This is a genomic window from Methylobacterium oryzisoli (assembly GCF_046557895.1).
In the GTDB taxonomy this organism is placed as follows: Bacteria; Pseudomonadota; Alphaproteobacteria; order Rhizobiales; family Beijerinckiaceae; genus Methylobacterium; species Methylobacterium oryzisoli.
The window spans coordinates 1-15,441 of the sequence record NZ_JBKIBX010000036.1 but is presented as its reverse complement, the minus strand read 5'-3'; the positions used below and the strand labels follow the sequence as shown (position 1 = coordinate 15,441).

18 protein-coding genes and 1 tRNA gene are annotated in these 15,441 nt (G+C 73.4%); 15 read left to right on the top strand and 4 right to left on the bottom strand.

The features are described from left to right. The first annotated feature begins 11 nt into the window (after nucleotides 1-11). From ACKUB9_RS25765 to ACKUB9_RS25720, 10 genes are all read left to right on the top strand, one after another. Nucleotides 12-515, top strand: a complete 504-nt coding sequence (locus ACKUB9_RS25765; protein ID WP_407528570.1) for a 3-hydroxyacyl-ACP dehydratase FabZ family protein — start codon at nucleotides 12-14, stop codon at nucleotides 513-515. Further along, nucleotides 512-1,654 carry a beta-ketoacyl-ACP synthase gene (locus tag ACKUB9_RS25760; RefSeq protein ID WP_407528569.1) on the top strand — a complete coding sequence of 381 codons (1,143 nt, stop codon included), beginning with the start codon at nucleotides 512-514 and terminating at the stop codon, nucleotides 1,652-1,654. Before ACKUB9_RS25765 ends, ACKUB9_RS25760 begins: the two co-directional genes overlap by 4 nt. Then, a complete protein-coding gene (locus tag ACKUB9_RS25755; protein WP_407528567.1) occupies nucleotides 1,651-2,940 on the top strand; it encodes a beta-ketoacyl-ACP synthase in 1,290 nt (429 codons plus the stop codon). The genes ACKUB9_RS25760 and ACKUB9_RS25755 overlap by 4 nt, the downstream gene beginning before the upstream one ends. Next, nucleotides 2,937-3,689, top strand: coding sequence for an SDR family oxidoreductase (locus ACKUB9_RS25750; protein WP_407528565.1), 753 nt, complete (start codon nucleotides 2,937-2,939; stop codon nucleotides 3,687-3,689). Before ACKUB9_RS25755 ends, ACKUB9_RS25750 begins: the two co-directional genes overlap by 4 nt. A gap of 3 nt (nucleotides 3,690-3,692) precedes the next feature. Next, on the top strand, nucleotides 3,693-3,986 hold the full coding sequence (locus ACKUB9_RS25745) for an SH3 domain-containing protein (RefSeq protein ID WP_407528563.1): 294 nt from the start codon (nucleotides 3,693-3,695) through the stop codon (nucleotides 3,984-3,986). A gap of 64 nt (nucleotides 3,987-4,050) precedes the next feature. Next, a complete protein-coding gene (locus ACKUB9_RS25740) occupies nucleotides 4,051-4,401 on the top strand; it encodes a hypothetical protein (RefSeq protein WP_407528561.1) in 351 nt (116 codons plus the stop codon). Next, entirely contained in the window at nucleotides 4,388-4,750 is a 363-nt protein-coding gene (locus ACKUB9_RS25735; protein WP_407528559.1) for a type II toxin-antitoxin system PemK/MazF family toxin, read from the top strand. The genes ACKUB9_RS25740 and ACKUB9_RS25735 overlap by 14 nt, the downstream gene beginning before the upstream one ends. A gap of 8 nt (nucleotides 4,751-4,758) precedes the next feature. After that, nucleotides 4,759-5,781 carry a zinc-binding dehydrogenase gene (locus ACKUB9_RS25730; RefSeq protein ID WP_407528557.1) on the top strand — a complete coding sequence of 341 codons (1,023 nt, stop codon included), beginning with the start codon at nucleotides 4,759-4,761 and terminating at the stop codon, nucleotides 5,779-5,781. 97 nt (nucleotides 5,782-5,878) lie between these two features. Then, nucleotides 5,879-6,880 carry a lipid A biosynthesis lauroyl acyltransferase gene (locus ACKUB9_RS25725; protein ID WP_407528555.1) on the top strand — a complete coding sequence of 334 codons (1,002 nt, stop codon included), beginning with the start codon at nucleotides 5,879-5,881 and terminating at the stop codon, nucleotides 6,878-6,880. 8 nt (nucleotides 6,881-6,888) lie between these two features. Next, complete coding sequence (locus ACKUB9_RS25720; RefSeq protein WP_407528553.1) at nucleotides 6,889-7,623, top strand: DUF1223 domain-containing protein; 735 nt, start codon at nucleotides 6,889-6,891, stop codon at nucleotides 7,621-7,623. A 10-nt stretch (nucleotides 7,624-7,633) separates the two neighbouring features. Here the strand turns inward: ACKUB9_RS25720 and ACKUB9_RS25715 are convergent, their stop codons facing one another. From ACKUB9_RS25715 to ACKUB9_RS25705, 3 genes are all read right to left on the bottom strand, one after another. Further along, nucleotides 7,634-8,890, bottom strand: coding sequence for an aminopeptidase (locus ACKUB9_RS25715; RefSeq protein WP_407528551.1), 1,257 nt, complete (start codon nucleotides 8,888-8,890; stop codon nucleotides 7,634-7,636). Between the two features lie 67 nt (nucleotides 8,891-8,957). Next, nucleotides 8,958-9,269 (bottom strand): DUF2218 domain-containing protein, encoded by a 312-nt coding sequence (locus ACKUB9_RS25710; RefSeq protein ID WP_407528549.1) that lies wholly within the window; start codon nucleotides 9,267-9,269, stop codon nucleotides 8,958-8,960. Then, nucleotides 9,266-11,644 carry a xanthine dehydrogenase family protein molybdopterin-binding subunit gene (locus ACKUB9_RS25705; protein ID WP_407528547.1) on the bottom strand — a complete coding sequence of 793 codons (2,379 nt, stop codon included), beginning with the start codon at nucleotides 11,642-11,644 and terminating at the stop codon, nucleotides 9,266-9,268. Before ACKUB9_RS25705 ends, ACKUB9_RS25710 begins: the two co-directional genes overlap by 4 nt. Before the next feature lie 181 nt (nucleotides 11,645-11,825). Here ACKUB9_RS25705 and ACKUB9_RS25700 point away from each other — a divergent pair, with 181 nt between their 5' ends. After that, nucleotides 11,826-12,056, top strand: a complete 231-nt coding sequence (locus tag ACKUB9_RS25700) for a DUF1902 domain-containing protein (protein ID WP_407528546.1) — start codon at nucleotides 11,826-11,828, stop codon at nucleotides 12,054-12,056. A 100-nt stretch (nucleotides 12,057-12,156) separates the two neighbouring features. Continuing rightward, nucleotides 12,157-12,348 (top strand): type II toxin-antitoxin system HicA family toxin, encoded by a 192-nt coding sequence (locus ACKUB9_RS25695; protein WP_407528544.1) that lies wholly within the window; start codon nucleotides 12,157-12,159, stop codon nucleotides 12,346-12,348. A gap of 99 nt (nucleotides 12,349-12,447) precedes the next feature. Here ACKUB9_RS25695 and ACKUB9_RS25690 read toward each other — a convergent pair whose 3' ends face one another. Continuing rightward, the gene (locus ACKUB9_RS25690; RefSeq protein WP_407528543.1) at nucleotides 12,448-13,905 is read right to left on the bottom strand and encodes an FAD-binding oxidoreductase; all 1,458 of its coding nucleotides are present in this window, start codon (nucleotides 13,903-13,905) and stop codon (nucleotides 12,448-12,450) included. A 175-nt stretch (nucleotides 13,906-14,080) separates the two neighbouring features. Between ACKUB9_RS25690 and ACKUB9_RS25685 the strand changes: the two genes are divergently transcribed. The 3 genes from ACKUB9_RS25685 to ACKUB9_RS25675 all read left to right on the top strand — a co-directional run bounded on the left by ACKUB9_RS25685 (nucleotide 14,081) and on the right by ACKUB9_RS25675 (nucleotide 15,417). Further along, nucleotides 14,081-14,779, top strand: a complete 699-nt coding sequence (locus tag ACKUB9_RS25685) for a fumarylacetoacetate hydrolase family protein (protein ID WP_407528541.1) — start codon at nucleotides 14,081-14,083, stop codon at nucleotides 14,777-14,779. 20 nt (nucleotides 14,780-14,799) lie between these two features. After that, the gene (locus ACKUB9_RS25680) at nucleotides 14,800-15,243 is read left to right on the top strand and encodes an NUDIX domain-containing protein (RefSeq protein ID WP_407528653.1); all 444 of its coding nucleotides are present in this window, start codon (nucleotides 14,800-14,802) and stop codon (nucleotides 15,241-15,243) included. A gap of 99 nt (nucleotides 15,244-15,342) precedes the next feature. Then, nucleotides 15,343-15,417 (top strand) — tRNA-Gly (locus tag ACKUB9_RS25675). The last annotated feature ends 24 nt before the right edge of the window (nucleotides 15,418-15,441 follow it).

The window sequence follows — 15,441 nt, the reverse complement described above, 5'->3', positions numbered from 1 at the left end:
CAAACCCCGCCATGCGCCTCGAATATTTCGAGATGATCGACCGGGTGGTGGGCCTCGACCGCGCGGCCGGCACCCTGCGCGCGCGCGCCGTGGTGCCGCGCGAGAGCCCGGTCTTCGAGGGGCACTTCCCCGGCCACCCCCTGGTGCCCGGCGTGCTCCTGACCGAGACGATGGCCCAGGCCTCCGGCTACCTGCTGCTCGCCCGCTGCGGCTTCAGCCACATGCCGTTCCTGATGGGCGTCGACAAGGCGCGCTTCCGCTCCTTCGTGGGGCCGGGCGCGGAGCTCGACGTGGAGGCGAGCCTGGAGCACGACGGCTCGGGCTACGCCGTCACCAAGGCGGCCATCCGCGCCGAGGGCAAGCCGCTCTGCAGCGCGGAGCTGCGCTTCAAGACCATGCCGTTCCCGGCCGGACTCGACGGGCCGATGCGCGCGCGCGCGGCCGCCATCGGCCTCCTGGCGCAGGCGGACCTGCGGGAGGACCTGCAAGACGACCTGACGGAGGCGGGGCGTTGAGCGCGCGCGCGGTGGTGATCACGGGCCTCGGGCTCGTCTCGGCGGCGGGCGAGGGCGTGGAGGCGCACCGCGCCGCCCTGGAGGCGGGCGGGCCGCCCCGCACCGACGCCGAGACCTTCGCGCCCTGGCCGGTGCATCCGGCCATCCCCCTGGTCCTCGACGGGCAGATCCCCAAGAAGGCCGACCAGCGCCAGATGGAGCCGTGGCAGCGCCTCGGCGTCTACGCGGCGGGCCTCGCCCTCGACGCGGCCGGCCTGAAGGGGGAGGCAGGCCTGAAGGGCGCCATGCACCTCATCGTGGCGGCGGGCGGGGGCGAGCGCGACTACGCGGTGGACGGGCAGATCCTCTCGGGCCTGCGGCAGGCGGCGGATCCGGGCGCCTTCCTCAACGAGCGGCTGCTCAACGACCTGCGCCCGACGCTGTTTCTCGCCCAGCTCTCCAACCTGCTCGCGGGCAACATCGCCATCGTGCACGGGGTGACGGGAGCCTCGCGCACCTTCATGGGCGAGGAATCGAGCGGGGTCGATGCGTTGCGCATCGCGCAGGCGCGCATCGCCGCCGGCCAGGTCGACAGCGTGCTCGTCGGCGGCTCCTTCAACGCCGAGCGGGCCGACGTGCTGCTCGTCCACGAGATGGGCGGCTACCTGCGCAAGCCCGACTACGCCCCGGTCTTCGCGCGCGAGGACGCGCCGGGCTTCATCCTCGGCTCGGGCGCCGCCTTCCTGGTGCTGGAGGCGGAGGAGCACGCCCGCGCCCGGGGGGCTGCGGCCATCGCCCGCCTCGCCGGGGTCGCGAGCGACCGCACGGCACGCGCGCCCGGAACCACGCGCGAGAGCCTCGCGGCGCTCTGGAAGCAGGCGGGTCTCGCCGCCCCCGACGCGGTGATCTCGGGGGCGACCGGCTGCGCCGGCATCACGGCCGAGGAGCAGGCGGCGCTCGCGGCTTTGGCGCCAGGGGCGCGGCTGCGCGCGCTCGGCGACCTCACCGGCCACACGCTCGAGGCGACCGCCCCCTTCGGCGCCGCGCTCGCCGCCGCGCTGGTGGCCGCGGGCACCGCCCGCGAGGTCGCCGTGACGGCGGTCGGGCACCGCCGCGGCGAGGGCGTGCTGCGCATCCTGCCCGCCACGGAGGCCGCATGACGCATCCCCACCGCGACGCCAGGGGGCGGCCCCTCGTCGCCGTCACCGGCCTCGGCGTGGTCACCTCGCTGGGGCAGGGGGCGGCCGACAACTGGGCGGCGCTGACCGCGGGCCGCTCCGGCATCCACGCGATCACCCGCTTCCCGACCGCGGGCCTGCGCACCCGCATCGCCGGCACGGTCGACTTCCTCAAGGCCGAGCCGATGGTGGCGCCGGTGCTCTCCGAGCGCTTCGCCGCCGCGGCCGCCGAGGAGGCGGTGGGGCAGGCGGGTCTCGGCTCCGCCTTCCCGGGCGCGCTGTTCATCGCGGTGCCGCCGGTGGAGATGGAGTGGCCGCAGCGCCAAGCGCTGGCGGAGACCGCGCTGGCGGAGGCGGCCGAACAGACCGGCGAGATCACCTACGCGGACCTGCTGCGCGCCGCCGCGACCCGCCGCTTCGACGACTGGCACGACCTGTTCATCTTCGGCACGGTGGCCGACCGCATCGCCGACCGCTTCGGCACCCGCGGCTCGCCGATCTCGCTCTCCACCGCCTGCTCGTCGGGGGCGACCGCGATCCAGCTCGGCGTCGAGGCGATCCGCCGCGGCGAGATGCAGGCCGCGCTCTGCATCGGCACCGACGGGTCGGTGAACCCGGAATCGCTGATCCGCTTCTCGCTCCTCTCCGCCCTCTCGACCCAGAACGACCCGCCGGAGGCGGCGGCCAAGCCCTTCGCCAAGAACCGCGACGGCTTCGTGATGGGCGAGGGCGCCGCCGCCCTGGTGCTGGAGGATGTCGCCGCCGCGGCGGCCCGCGGCGCGACCATCCTGGGCTACGTGCTCGGCTGCGGCGAGAAGGGCGACGGCTTCCACCGCACCCGCTCCAGCCCGGACGGCGCCCCGATCATCGCGGCGATCCAGGATGCGCTCGACGATGCCGGGCTCACCCCCGACCGGATCGACACCGTGAACGCCCACGGCACCGGAACGCCCGAGAACGACAAGATGGAGGCGCTGGGCTGCCTCGCGGTGCTGGGCGAGCGCATGCGCTCCGTACCGATCTCCTCCAACAAGTCGATGATCGGCCACACGCTGACGGCGGCGGGCGCCGTCGAGGCGGCGTTCTCGCTCCTCACCATCGCACACGGCCGCGTGCCGCCGACCCTCAACTACGCGGTGCCGGACCCGGCGATCCCCCTCGACGTGGTGACGCAGGCCCGCGACCTGCCCGTGCGCACCGTCCTGTCGAATTCGTTCGGCTTCGGCGGGCAGAATACCTGCCTGGTCTTCGCGGCGGAGCCGGCGTGAGCGCGCCCGTCCTCGTCACGGGCGGCGCCCGAGGCCTCGGGGCCGCCATCGTGCGGGCGCTGGCGGCGGCGGGCCGCGACGTCGACTTCACGGTGCGCGCATCGAGCGGGGAGGCGGAGGCGCTGGTGGCGGCCTGCGCGCAGGCGCATCCGGAGCGGCGCGTGCGGGCGCTGCCCCTCGACCTCGCCGACCGCGCGGCCCTCGACGCCTTCTGCGAGACGGCCGCCGAGACCGGCTATTACGGCCTCGTCCACAATGCCGGCCAGTCCTACGACACGCTGGCGGCCATCCTCGACCAGGACCGGGCCGAGGCGGCCATGCAGGTGAATTTCTGGTCGCTGACGCGCCTCGCCAAGGCGCTGGTACGGCCGATGACCCGGGCGAAGGCCGGGCGCATCGTGGCGATCGGCTCGGTGGCGGCCCTGCGGGCCAATCCCGGCAACGCGGCCTACGCGGCCAGCAAGGGCGCGCTCATCAGCTACTGCCGCACGCTGGCGATCGAATCCGCCCGGCGGGGCGTCACCGTCAACGTGGTGGCGCCGGGCTTCATCGACACCGCCATGATGGCCCCCTACGCGGCCCACCGCGCCGCGATGGAGAAGCAGATCCCGGCCGGGCGCTTCGCCGCACCCGACGATGTCGCGGCGCTGGTGGCCTTCCTGATGGGGCCGGGGGCCACCTACATCACCGGCGCGGTGCTGCCGGTGGACGGCGGCCTCACCGCGATGATGGGCATCCACCGCGGCTGATCCATGACGAGACCTCCCGTGACGGCCCTGCGGATAGCGGCCCTCCTCCTGTCCCTCGCGCCGGGGCCGGCGCTGGCCCAATCCGCGTTCCGGGTCGACGATGTGGCGCCGGGCGATTCACTCAGCATCCGCGAATTGCCGGACGCCGAGTCGCCCGCACTCGGCCGCGTGCCCTGGGACGCGCGCCTGCGCGGCTTCGGCTGCACCAACGAGACCCCGAGCGGGCGGACATGGTGCCGGGTGAAGTACGGCCGGCTGGTGGGCTGGGCGCGGCGCCGGTATCTTGCGCCGGAGTGAGCCTCCTGAACGGACAGCGGGCCGGTTCGGCAGCGCCCGCGACACGGGACGAGACATGGGCCGGATGATCCTCCGTGACGAAGCGCTGCTGGCGGGACGATGGCTCGACGACCCCGCTCTCGTCGCGCGCATCCTCGCCCTTCCGGACGACGCGACGATCCTGCTGAGGGTCGCGGGAGAAACGATCCGGTTCCGCAAGCGTGCCGATCAGGCAGGGGGAGCGCCGCTCGACCTCGAGGTCGATCCGTCCGACGCGCCGGCCTGGGCCGCCCTGCGCCGGAGGCGGCGCGGCGAGGAGGTGCCGGTCGAGGCGGAGCCCGGACGGGGACCGGTCGATCCGTACCTGCTGGCCCTGTCGATGACCCTGGACGAGTGGAACAGCCCGGAGGACGCGCAGGCCTATGACGGGCTTTGAGCGCTGGGACGTGCTCAAGGCGCTGTTCCCGTTCGTCGACCTCCCGCTCCGCAAGCCGCGTCCCGTCCTGGTTCTGTCCGACCGGACCTTCAACGACGCGCATGGGCACGTGATCGCCGCCATGATCACGACCGGGGCCGCGAGCCGGTGGCCGAGCGACCATCCGATTCTGGATCTCGCGAGCGCGGGCCTGCGCGCGCCCTCGGTCGTCCGCTGGAAGCTCTTCACGCTCCCCATCTCCGTCGTGGGCGGGCGGCTCGGCACGATGGCGGCGACCGACCGGAATGCCCTAGCGACCCGCCTCGGCCACATTCTGATGCCAGCGGGCGATCCCGAACCACGAGCCTGAGCGACCCCATGCAAGCCCTCCAGATCTTCGGCGACCGCGACCTGCGCCTGACCGAGGTCGCGCCGCCGCCGCCGCCCGGTCCCGGGGAAGTGGAGGTGCGGGTGCGGGCGGTCGGCCTCAACTTCATCGACGTCTGGGGCTTCCGCGGCATGGCCTTCGCCAAGCGCAGGCTCCCGCTCACGGTCGGGGCCGAGGCGGCCGGCGAGGTCGCGGCGCTCGGCGAGGGCGTCGAGGGCCTGGCGGTCGGCGATCCCGTGGCGCTCTACGGGGCGATGACCTGCGGGCGCTGCCGCGCCTGCCGGGAGGGCCACGACAACCTCTGCGAGGAGGTGGGCGGGGTGATGGGCTTCCACATCGACGGCTTCGCGCGCGAGCGGGTGATCATGCCGGCCCGCCTCGTGGTGCGGGTGCCGGCGGGTGTCGCCCCCGAGCAGGCGGCCTGCGCGCCGGTCGCCTTCGGCACGGTGCAGCACATGCTGTTCGACAACGCGCGGCTCGAACCCGGCGAGACCGTGCTGGTCCATGCGGGCGGCTCCGGGATCGGCACCACGGCGATCAAGATGGCGAAGGCGCTTCAGTGCACGGTCTTCACGACCGTGGGCGACGACGCCAAGGGCGAGAAGGCCCGGGCGCTCGGGGCCGACCACGTCATCAACTACCGCACCGAGCGCTTCGAGGGCGAGGTGCGGCGCCTGACCAAGCGCCGGGGCGTCGACGTGGTGTTCGAGCATGTCGGCGCCGAGACATGGAACGGCTCGCTCCTGTGCCTCAAGCGCGGCGGGCGGCTCGTGACCTGCGGCTCGACCTCGGGCGTGTCGGCCACCATGAACCTGATGCAGCTCTTCCAGCAGCAGTACCGCATCACCGGCTCCTTCGGCTGCCGGATCGAGAACATCCGCCAGAGCCTCGACAAGATGGCGGCCGGGATGTCGCCCGTGATCGACACGGTGCTGCCGCTGCACGCCTTCGCGGAGGGGCTGGCGCGGCTCGAATCCCGGCAGGTGTTCGGCAAGATCATTGCCACCCTGTGAGGACGGGCTTCCGCCGCGCCGCTCGCAACACTATGACGGGCCTCCGACCCGCCGGGCGAATAGCCTTCCGGCCCCGTCCCACACTCGCGAGACCGCCGTGCTGCGCCTGAAGCTGAGGCTGTACCGTTTCCTCTCCGGCCTCGCCGAACTCCCGATGGTGCTGCTCGTGCGGGTGCTGTTCGGCATCGCCAGCCTGCTCGGACCGCGCCGGGCGGGCGGGTTCGGGGCGTGGCTCGGGCGCACGCTCGGGCCGCGGCTGCCCTCGCACCGCACCGCCCTCGACAACCTGCGGCACGCCTTTCCGGACGAACCGCCCGAGGCGATCGCCGCGCTCGCGCGCGGCGCCTGGGAGAATCTCGGCCGCACCGGCGCCGAATACGCCCATCTCGGCGACATCTTCGACTACGACCCCGCCGCGGCCACGCCCGGGCGGGTCGAGGTGTCGGGCATCGAGCATTTCTTCGGGCTGCGCGACGACGGCAAGCCCGGCCTGATCTTCTCGGCGCACCTCGCCAACTGGGAATTGCCGGCGATCTGCGCCGCCCGTTTCGGCCTCCAGGCGAGCGCCGTCTTCCGCCCGCCGAACAACCCGGCCGCCAAGCGGCTGGTGCAGGAGGTGCGCCGCGCCACGATGGGCGGCCTGACCGCGGCGGGGCCGGGGGCGGCCTTCGCCATGCAGGGCGTGATCGAGCGCGGCGGGCATCTCGGGATGCTCGTCGACCAGCACTTCACCCGCGGGGTGGTGGTGCAGTTCTTCGGCCGGCCGGTGCTGGTGAACCCGCTGCTCGCCAAGCTCGCCCGGCACTACGAGTGCCCGGTGCACGGCGTGCGGGTCATCCGGCTGCCCGGGGACCGCTTCCGGCTCGAACTCACCCCCGCCCTCGACCTGCCGCGCGATGCCTCCGGCGCCGTCGACGTCCAGGGCGCCATGCAGGCGATGACCCGGGTGATCGAGGCCTGGGTGCGCGAGCATCCCGAGCAGTGGATGTGGATGCACCGGCGCTGGCGCCCGGCGATGCTGCCGAAGGCTGTCCCCGCGGCTCCTCAGACCGGGGCTCAAGCTAACGTGACTTCCGTCAGCCCGGCCGGCGGGTGTTGATGCGGCCCATGACGTGCGCTGTAACCCGCCGGCTCCTCGCGGCCCTTCTCCTGTCGGGCCTCGCCGGCACGGCCCGCGCGGGCGAGGCGCCCCGGGCGGTGGTGGAACTCTTCACCAGCCAGGGCTGCTCGGCCTGCCCGGCCGCCGACCGCATCATCGGCGACCTCGCGCGCGATCCGGGCGTGATCGCCCTGACCCTGCCGGTGACCTACTGGGACTATCTCGGCTGGAAGGACACGCTCGCGCACGCGGCCTTCACGGAGCGCCAGCGCGCCTATGCGGGCCAGCGCGGGGACCGGCAGGTCTACACCCCGCAGGCGGTGGTCAACGGGGCCGCCGCGGTGGTGGGCTCCGACCGGGCGGCCCTGGAGCACTCGATCCGCGACCCCGGCACCGCCGAGAGCCTGCCGGTGCCGATCCGCAGCGAGCTCACGGCCGACCGCATCCGGATCGAGGTCGGGGCACGGTCCGACCACGGCCGCAAGGCCGAACTCTGGCTCCTGCCGGTGATGCGCGCCCGCGAGGTGGCGATCGGCCGCGGCGAGAACCGGGGCAAGATCGTGACCTACCGCAACGTGGTGCGCGGCATGCACCATGTCGGCTCGTGGGACGGGGCCGCGGCCCGGTTCGAGGTGCCCCGCAGCGCGCTGGTCGGCGAGGCGGATTCCTACGTGCTGGTGCTCCAGGCCGAGCATGGCGGGCCCGGACGCATCCTGGGCGCCGCCAAGGGACCCGGGTTGTAGGCCCGGATCGTCAGTCCACCCACTCGCCCCGGCGCATCACCGGCACGGCCTCACCCTCCGCCGTCAGGCCGTCCACATCGACCGCGGCCGATCCGATCATCCAGTCGATGTGGATCAGGCTGCGGTTGGCGCCGCGCGCCGCGAGGTCGTCCTCGCTGAGGTCGCGCCCGCCATCGCGAAAACACTTGCTGTAGGCTTGGCCGAGCGCGATGTGGCTGGCGGCGTTCTCGTCGTAGAGGGTGTTGTAGAACAAGAGCCCCGAGGCCGAGATCGGCGAGGAGGCCGGCACCAGCGCGACCTCGCCGAGGCGGCGCGCGCCCTCGTCGGTGTCGAGCACCTTGGCGAGCACGTCCCCGCCCGTGCGGGCGCTCGCCGCGACGATGCGGCCGGCCTCGAAGCGCACCGCGATGTCGGTGATGAGCGTGCCCTGGTAGGAGAGGGGCTTGGTCGCCGCGACCACGCCCTCCACCCGCAGGCGGTGGGGCGTGGTGAAGACCTCCTCGGTGGGGATGTTGGCGTTGCAGACGATGCCGTTGCGGGCCGGCGCCGCGCCGCCGCACCATTCGTGGTCGTCGGCGAGCCCCACCGTCAGGTCGGTGCCGGGGCCGCGGAAGCGCAGGGCCGCGAAGCGCCGGGCGTTGAGCCTGTCCGTGCGGCGGCGCAGGCCGGCGTTGTGGGCCTCCCAGGCGGCGACCGGATCCTCGCCGTCGACCCGCGAGGCGGCGAAGATCGCGTCCCAGAGGCGGGCCACCGCCTCCTCCTCGGGCAGGTCCGGGAAGACCGTGCGCGCCCAGGCCGGGGTCGCGGCCGAGACGATGGTCCAGTTGATGGCGAAGTTCGCGATCAGGTCGAGGGCCGGCATGTAGGCCTTCGAGCGGGCGCGGTTGGCGCGCGCCACCTTCTGGGCGTCCTGCCCGGCGAGCAGCGAGGGATCGTCGCCCACGATGGCGAGCCGCGCCGCGCCGTTGCGGAAGGCGTTGGCCATGCCCTCGTAGAGCCAGCTCGCGGCGTGGTCGAAGGCCGGGTCGGGCGCGTGCTGGAAGCGGGCGAGCGTCGCCGTGTCGTCGGAGAACAGCGTGGTGACCAGGGAGGCCCCGGCCGCGTAGGCCTTGGCGGTGATGCGGCGGGCGAGGCCGAGCGCTTCGAGCGGCGCCGTCATCACCAGTTCCTGGCCGGGCTGCAGCCCGAGCCCGACCCGCACCGCCACCTCGGCGAGCCGGTCGAGGCGGGCATCCTGCGTCGCGCTCAGGGGGGCGTGGGCGTTCATCGGCATGTCTCCTGTGGAGGGCGTAGCACGCTTCGCCCGTCGGCCGCAGCCCGTCCGCGCGGGTGCCTCAGGGCAAGCGCGTCCAGGCGAGGCCGCCGAGATTCTCCCGGAAGGCGAAGCGGGCGAGGTGCTCGGCCACCACGCCTTCGAGCCGCGTCAGCGCCGCGAGGTCGGGGGCCGTGACCGTGAGGGTGAGCCCCTCGGCATCCGCCTCGAAGGCGGCGGAGCGCCCCTCGCCGAACGGCACCGTGCCGCGCTCGGGGCCGAACTCCGTCTCCGGGAACTTGTGGCTCCAGTGCTTGCAGAGCTGCGTGAGGTAGCGGCTCGCCTGCGGGGTGTCGACGCGGGCGCGGGCCGCGAGGGTGACGGGCTCGCTCATCGCGCCTGGGGCCCCGTCTCCCGCGGGGAGGCCGCCTCCTGCAGCGCCGCCCAGATCGCCCGGGGCGTCGCCGGCATGTTGATGTGGGTGACGCCGCGCGGGCGCAGGGCGTCGACGAGCGCGTTCATCACCGAGGGCAGCGAGCCCGCGCAGCCCGCCTCGCCGCAGCCCTTCACGCCGAGCGGGTTGGTGGTGGCCGGCACGGGGTGGCTCTCGAAGCCCATGCGCGGCGCGTCCGCGGCGCGGGGCAGGCAGTAATCCATGAAGGAGCCGGTCACGAGCTGGCCCTGCTCGTCGTAGGCCGTGCGCTCCATCAGGGCCTGCCCGATGCCCTGCACCACGCCGCCGTGGAGCTGCCCCTCGACGAGGAGCGGGTTCACGATCGTGCCGAAATCGTTGACCGTGGCGTAGCGCACCACCGCGACGACGCCGGTCTCGGGATCGACCTCGACCTCGGCGACGTGGCAGCCGTTCGGAAAGGCCGAGGGCGATTCCTTGTGGATGTGGGCGACGTCGAGGCTCGTCGGCGCCTGCGGGTCGGGCAGCCCCTCGCGCACCCGCGCGGCGAGGTCGAGGAGCGCGATGCCCCGGTCGGTGCCGGCGATGACGAAGCGTCCGTCCTGGAACTCGATGTCGGCCGGGCCGGCCTCCAGCACGGCAGCCGCGGCGAGCCGGCCCTTCTCGATCACGAGGTCGCCCGCCTCGACGATGGCCGTGCCGCTCGCCATCAGCGACTTCGAGCCGCCGGTGCCGCCGCCCGCGATGAGCTGGTCGCTGTCGCCCTGCAGCAGGCGGATGCGGTCGTGCGGGATGCCGAGCCGCGCGTGCAGCACCTGGGCGAAGGGCGTGGCGTGGCCCTGGCCGTAATCGAGGGTGCCGGTGATGATCGTCACCGTGCCGTCGGCCTCGAAGCGGATGCCGCCCATCTCGTTCTGCGGCGGGGCGGTGATCTCGAGGTAGTCGCCGATGCCGATGCCGCGCAGGAGGCCGCGGGCCTCGCTCTCGGCCCGGCGGGCCGGGAAACCGTCCCAGTCGGCGGCGGCGAGCGCCCGGTCGAGCACGGCCGGGAAGTCGCCGCTGTCGTAGGTCAGCCCCGAGGGGGCGGCGTAGGGCATGTCCTGCGGGCGGATGTGGTTGAGGCGGCGCAGGGCCACGCGGTCGCGGCCGGTCTCGGCGGCGGCGGTGTCGATCAGGCGCTCGATGAAGTAGTTGCCCTCCGGCCGGCCCGCCCCCCGGTAGGCGCCGATCGGCGTGGTGTTGGTGAACAGGCAGGCCATCGCCACGTCGTAGACCGGCGTGCGGTAGACCCCCACCATGTTGCGGGCGATGTTCTGGGTCTGAAACAGCGGCGCCAGCGGGTTGAGGTAGGCGCCCATGTTGGCGCGCCCCCGCACCCGGAAGGCGAGGAAGCGCCCCTCGGCATCCAGCGCCAGCTCGGCCGTCACCGCGACGTCGCGCCCGTGGTGGTCGGAGAGGAAGCTCTCGGAGCGCAGGTCGGTCCACTTCACCGGCCGGCCGAGCACCTTCGCGGCGTGCAGGAGCGGCAGGTATTCGGGGTAGACCGGCGCCTTCATGCCGAAGGAGCCGCCGACGTTGCCGGTGAGCACCCGCACCTTGTCGCGGGGCACCTTGAGCACCCCGTCCGCCAGCCCGTTGCGCAGGCCGAAGACGCCCTGCGAGCCGACATGCAGGGTGTAGCGCTCATCCTGCGGCTCGTAGACCCCGATGCCGGAGCGCGGCTCCAGCGGGTTGATGACGAGGCGGTTGTTGTCGAGGGACAGCGTGGTGACGTGCGCGGCCCGCGCGAAGGCGGCCTCGGTGCCGGCCGCATCGCCCGTGCGGTAGTCGAGGGCGAGGTTGCCCGGCACGTCGTCGTAGAGGAGCGGCGCGCCGGGGGCGGCCGCCTCCTCGGGGGTCGTGACCACGGGCAGGTCCTCGATGTCGAGGACCACCGCCTCCGCGGCGTCGCGGGCGAGCGCGGGCGTCTCGGCCACCACCACCGCCACGAGTTCGCCGACGTAGCGCACCTTGCCCGTGGCGAAGGAGGGCTGGGGCGGCTTCCTCATCGGCGAGCCGTCCTGGTTGGTGAAGCCGATCGCGTTGCCGATGCCGCCGTAGCCGTCGAGGTCCTCGGCCGAAAAAACGCCGAGCACGCCCGGCATGGCGCGGGCCGCCTCGGCGTCGATGCCGCGCAGGGTCCCGTGCGCCACGGGGCTGCGCACGAAGACCGCGTAGGCCTGGTCGTCGAGGGCGAGGTCGTCGGTGTAGCGGCCTTCGCCCCGCACCAGCACCGGATCCTCGGTGCGCGGGACCGGCTGGCCGATGCCGAACTTCAGGGGAGCCGCGAAGTCGCGGGCGTCGGGACGCGCGTTCATGCCGTTCTCCGCGAGGAGGAATGCCCTGAGCTAGCAAGCGGGCGAAATCCTGCAAGATGGGCTGGGGCGGGGCAGCCCGGCCTTGGTGTCACGGCTCGGGGCTCTCCCGCACGGATCACGTTGCGTCGTTGCGTGTGCGCTCCCGATCGGGAACACTCGCGGCGACCCTCAGGATGGTGCCATGGCCCTGTTCATCGTTCGGATCGCGCACGACGAGGAGGCCGGCGTGTGGTTCGTCGCGCACAGCGACGTGCCCGGCCTGCGGGCCGAGGCGCCCACCTCCGACGCGCTGATCGCCCGGATCCCCGCGATGGTGACGGACCTGCTCGAAGAGAACGAGCCCAACCTGCGCGAAGCCGCCATCGAGATCATCGCGCACAGCCACGCCCGCGTTCAGTTGAGCGCCGCATGAACGACTAGAGCAGCGCCCGATCGCGCTGCAATCGGGCGCTGCTCTAGATTTTTGATTTGCTGCATTTTCTGCGACGAACCGGTATCCACTGCGTCGGAAAATGCTCTATGCCAAGGCGGTCAAGGCGCTGCTGCTGGCGAGCCGCTGCACCTTCAAGCGTCAGGGTCGTGGGGATCATGAGATCTGGTTCAGCCCGATCACGAACCGTGCCTTCACGGTCGATGGCACGATCAAGTCCCGCCACACCGCCAACGGAACGCTGAAGGATGCCGGATTGCCGAAGGCGTTCTGACGCCCGAGCCCGTCGCCTCGGGCAACGCTGCCGAAGGCGCCGATCCGCATCATCGCCGCCACCGAACCAATGACCCGCGCGGCGATCAGGTGCAGCGCCTCACCCGAACGGCGGACCGCCCGTTCCGTCCGGCCAGTCCGACGCCTCGCCCACGGCCACCACCTTGCCGGGGTTGAGGAGGCCCTGCGGGTCCAGCGCCTGCTTGAGGCGGCGCATCAGGTCGAGGGCGACCGGGTCGGCGTAGCGCGGGAGTTCGTCGCGCTTGATCAGCCCGACCCCGTGCTCGGCGGCGATCGAGCCGTTCATCGCGTGCACGATGTCGTGGACGATGCGGTTGAAGCGCGGCCAGAGCGCCAGGAAGGCCGCCGCCTCCATCGCCGCCGGCTGGGTCAGGTTGAAGTGGATGTTGCCGTCGCCGAGATGCCCGAAGGCGCAGACCCGCACCCCCGGCAGCTCCGCCTCGCAGGCGGCGGTCGCCCGCTCCAGGAAGGCGGCGGTGCGCGAGACCGGCACCGAGACGTCGTGCTTGATCGAGGCGCCCTCGCGGCGCTGCACCTCCGACAGGCTCTCGCGCAGCCGCCACAGGGCGAGCCCCTGCGCGGCGCTGCGGGCGACGAATGCGTCCTCGGCGAGGCCGTCCTCCAGCGCCTCGCCGAGCAGCGCCTCCAGGGCCGGGCCGGCCTCCGGCGTCTCGGCCGACAACTCGACCAGCGCGTGGGCGGCGTGGTCGCCCGCGAGCGGCCGGACGGCTCCGGGCGCGTGGCGCAGCACGATGTCGAGCCCGAAGCGCGGGATGTACTCGAAGGCGGTGAGCCGCCCGCCGGCCCGGTCGCGCAGCCGCGTGAAGAGGGCGAGCGCGGCCTGCGCGGAGGCGAGGCCCACGAAGGCGGTCGCCGTCGAGGCGGGGCGGGGATGGAGCTTCAGCACCGCCGCCGTGATGATGCCGAGCGTGCCCTCCGAGCCGATGAACAGGTGCTTGAGGTCGTAGCCCGCATTGTCCTTGCGCAGGGCCTTGAGGCCGTTCCAGACCCGCCCGTCGGCCAGCACCACCTCCAGCCCGAGCACGAGGTCGCGGGCGTTGCCGTAGGCCAGCACCGCGGTGCCGCCGGCATTGGTCGAGAGGTTGCCGCCGATGCGGCAGGAGCCCTCGGAGGCGAGCGAGAGCGGAAACATCAGGCCCGCGGCCTGTGCGGCCTCCTGCACCCGGGCGAGGATGCAGCCCGCCTCCACCGTCAGGGTGGCGTCCACCGGATCGACCGCCCGCACCCGGTCGAGGCGGGCCAGCGACAGGACGATGCCGCCGAAGGGCACGCCGCCGCCGACGAGGCCGGTATTGCCGCCCTGCGCCACCACCGGCACGCGCGCCTCGGCGCAGGCCCGCATCACGGCGGCGACCTCGGCGGTGTCGGCCGGGCGCACCACCGCGAGCGCCCGGCCCTGGTAGAGGCCGCGGGTCTCGGCGAGGTGGGGCGCCATGGCGTCGGGCGCGCGCAGCACCTGGGCGGGTCCCAGGCGCCGGGCCAGGGCATCGAGGAGGGCAGGGGCGGGATCGGACATCGGACCGGGCGTGCGGGGCCGCCGGGATGGTCTCCCGCGGCCGGGATGGCACTCCGCAGGATGGCATCCCGGGGGAGCGGCCTCTAGATAGCGTTTCGCCTCAGCTTTCCCAAGGCGCCCTCCCCAGGGGCACTTGGCCCAAGGCACGGGGCGGCCCCGCCGAGACCGAGAACCCATGCTGTCCGTGATCCCGAACCCGCCGCGCATCGCCCTGCCGATCCAGGGCACCGCGGACCTCTTCCCCGTGCGGCGCGTCTACTGCGTCGGCCGCAACTACGCCGCCCATGCCCGCGAGATGGGCGCCGACCCGACCCGCGAGCCGCCCTTCTTCTTCATGAAGCCGGCCGATGCCCTGCAGATCGTGCCGGACGGCGAGACCGTGACGCATCCCTATCCGCCCAAGACCGCGAACTACCACCACGAGGTGGAGCTGGTGGTGGCGCTGGGCCGCGGCGGGCGCGACATCCCGGCCGAGGACGCCCTCGACCACGTCTACGGCTACGCGGTCGGCCTCGACATGACCCGCCGCGACCTGCAGGACGAGGCCAAGGGCCTGCGCCGCCCCTGGGAACTCGGCAAGGCGGCGGACGCCTCCGGGCCGGTGGGCGTGCTGCGGCCGGTCTCCGACATCGGGCACCCGTCCGGCGGGGCGATCACCCTGGCGGTGGACGGGCAGGTGCGTCAGTCGGGCGACCTCTCCGACATGATCTGGTCGGTGGCCGAGCAGATCGCCTACCTGTCGGCCTACTTCGCCCTGGAGCCCGGCGACGTGATCTTCGCCGGCACGCCCGAGGGTGTCGGCGCGGTGGCCCGGGGGCAGACGATGGTCGCGGCGATCGAGGGCGTGGGCGAGATCCGCCTGGAGGTGGCGTGACGCGCTCCCAGCGCCTGCTGATGCGGGGCGCCCACCTCGTCTGGCGCGTCACGCGCGGCATGACGCTGGGCGTGCGCGGCGCGGCCATCGACGGGCAGAACCGCGTCTGCCTGATCCGCCACACCTACGTGGACGGCTGGCACCTGCCGGGCGGCGGCGTCGAGCCCGGCGAGACCGCGCTCGACGCGCTCACCCGCGAGTTCGTGGAGGAGGCCGAGGTGCTGATCGACCCCGGGGCGGCGCGCCTGCACGGGGTCTACTTCAACACGCAGGCCTCCCGCCGCGACCACGTGGTGCTCTACGTCGCCCGCGCCTTCACGGTGCGGGCCGCGAAGGTCCCCGACCGCGAGATCGCCGAGGCCGGCTTCTTCCCCCTCGACGCCCTGCCGCCCGAGACCACCCGGGCAACCCGCGCGCGCCTGACCGAAATCACCCGCGGCCTGCCGCCCGCGCCCCATTGGTAGCCGACGCCGAAAAAGCCGCGCCGCACCCCTTGCGCCCGCCGCCGGATTGGTGTTTATCCCGGCCGTCGGCGCCGCCACGGTGGATCGCCCGGCACGAGAGCGGGTGTAGCTCAGGGGTAGAGCACAACCTTGCCAAGGTTGGGGTCGAGGGTTCGAATCCCTTCGCCCGCTCCAATTTTCCCAACCGAACAGAACGTC